This is a genomic window from Bacillota bacterium (assembly GCA_040754675.1).
Taxonomy (GTDB): domain Bacteria; phylum Bacillota; class Limnochordia; order Limnochordales; family Geochordaceae; genus Geochorda.
This window is the reverse complement of the sequence record JBFMCJ010000620.1, coordinates 1-2,287: the sequence shown is the minus strand read 5'-3', so window position 1 is coordinate 2,287 and position 2,287 is coordinate 1. Positions and strand designations below refer to the sequence as shown.

At 68.5% G+C, this 2,287-nt stretch carries 2 protein-coding genes; both read right to left on the bottom strand.

Annotated elements, in window-relative coordinates; genetic code table 11:
* On the bottom strand, window positions 1–1,490 hold a 1,490-nt coding region (locus tag AB1609_21690), incomplete at its 3' end, for an S-layer homology domain-containing protein (GenBank protein MEW6049049.1).
* A 48-nt stretch (window positions 1,491–1,538) separates the two neighbouring features.
* Window positions 1,539–2,287, bottom strand: a 749-nt coding sequence (locus AB1609_21685; GenBank protein MEW6049048.1) for a hypothetical protein, incomplete at its 5' end; no start/stop codon positions are given.

Here is a 2,287-nt window from a genome sequence, read left to right as displayed (position 1 = left end):
CAGGAGCAGAGCGCGGACGGCAGGCCGGAACCGGAGTATTGCCTCACCACGCTCCCCGAGCCGTTGAGGATCCTGAGCGTCCAGCTCACCGCCGAGGTGTACCCGCGGGCGGACGCGCTCACCGGCAGGACCTCGCCCCTGCCCGGGGCGAACGAGCCGGGAGCGGAAACCGATACCCGCTCCTGGACGACCGTGACGGCGCTGGAGGCGGAGAACGACGCGTTCGGCAGGCCGCTGGCCCCGAGCACCGCCGAGAAGTCGAGGCGGTAGGAGCCCTCGGGAGTTGACGCGGGCAGCGTAAGCACGCCCTCGCCGTAGCTCCCGTCCCAGGACAGCGTGGCGCTCGCTCCCCAGCTCGCCGTGACGCTCGGTCCCGAGATCCTGGTTCCCTCGCCCCACGCCTTCACGTATACCGGCGCCCCCGCCACCAGCGTGGTCCGGAACGGCGCCGCTGCAAACCAGCGGCCGTCGAGCACGATGGTCCGCATGCACTCGGTATCGACGGTCTCGTTCACGGGAGTGCGGTACTTCCCGGAGAACCACAGGAGGTACCTGCCGGACGGGCACACGCTGCCGCCTGGGTACTTGCCGTCCCACACCGCTAGCACTGTCGGCAGGCTCGAACCGGACCACGAGCGGATCGTATCGTTCGGGTTGGAAGCCGGCACCACCTTCAGGGTCCAGCTCGTCACCGTGCCCATCCCGTGGTTGCTCGCCCGCACAGTCACCGTCTGGCCGTCCCGGGGACGGAAGGTCTCCGGGGAAGGCTCCAGCTTGACGCTCAGCAGCCGCGAGGCCAGCACGGCCCCGCTTGACCGCAGGAGGTAGCTGTCCGGGCGCAGCGTCCCGTCGGGGTAACCCTTAGCCAGGCCGAACTTGATGCACAGAGCCATGTCCGCACGGTACTGCGCGTCGGTCTTCCAGCCGTCGGGGAACCGGTCCAGCCAGTAGTCAATCTCGCTTTCGGACATCATCTCGGCTACAGGCCGCAGGCCGAGCGCCCGCACGGACCACGAAAACGCTTCGTCCCGCCGGATGTAGCCGTCCTGGAACGTCTGCGGGGGGATGAGCCCCATCGCCAGCATGTCATTTGCGTAGGGCCGGAACCAGCGGCGGTTGTCCCAGTACCAGTCGGTGTTCCCAATCCGATAGCTGTAGTCTTCGAGCGTGCCCAGAACCTCCATCAGGCACATGCCCCACCAGGCGCGGGTCGCACTCTGCGCTGGTTCGTACTCCCACCAGACCGCTTCCCAGCAACCATACTGGTTGCAGATGTATCCCTCCGCATACCACCCAGCTATCACCTTCGCCTGGCGCATCGATTCCACATAGGGGTACATCCATTTGGTATCGCCCTTGTTAAGCACGTCCCGGTACGGACCGTCACCAACCCAGGTGTACCGCGCCAGGGAGGGCTGGGCTGCGGCCAGGAGAATCCCAGCGACAACGGTCAACGCTAGAAGATACTGCTGCACCCTTCTTCTGCTCATGTCTTCACCCCCTTTCCGCGCACCCCGCCCCGCCCGGACCTGCAAGACTTAACGCACAGCGGCCTCGTACTGCCCCGAGGCCACCGCTTTCTTGTCGCCGCTTTCCCACGCTCCGTGCAGGAGGACCGTGACCCGGGTGACCCACAGCGTGGCCGGGTCGTACCAGACCGTGGCGGAGAAATCCCCCGAGCCCCGCACTTCGCCCGACCGGGCGTCCCACCGCACCCTCAGGTCGCGCCCCAGGAGGAGACTCCCCTCGGACGGCCCGGGGACTGGGCCTGCCGCCGAGCCCTTCAAGGTGAGCGATTCGCCGCCCGAACTCCAGGCGACGTCCACTTCCTCTTCCGCCTGGGGCCCGCCAGGCGCGAGGCCGCCCGCCGAAACCTCCTCGGGCCACGGCGACGCCAGCAGCGCAAGCAGCGCCTTCGACCAGGTGCACTTGGGGCAGGGGAGGTTGGCCAGCACCCGGGCCAGCCCTTCGGAGTCGGGAAGCCTCCCCGGGAAAAGCGACTGCAGGTCACCCGCCCCGGCCACCTGCACCCGCCCGTCCGGCTCCCAGGACACGGTAAACTCCCCGCTGGCGGGCACTTCCCACTCGCGGCCGGAGCCGATGTCCCTGACGAGCAGCGAGCCCGCCGCTCCATACGCCATCTCGCCCGCCGAAGGCTCGACTTTGGCCGGTGCAAGTTCAGCGGCCCGCCCGCGGGCGTCCAGTGCCCGGAGCAGCATGGCCACCGCTTCAGCCCGGGAACTCCCCGCCTGCCCCTTCACCGTGCCGTCAGGGTAGCCTTTGAGGA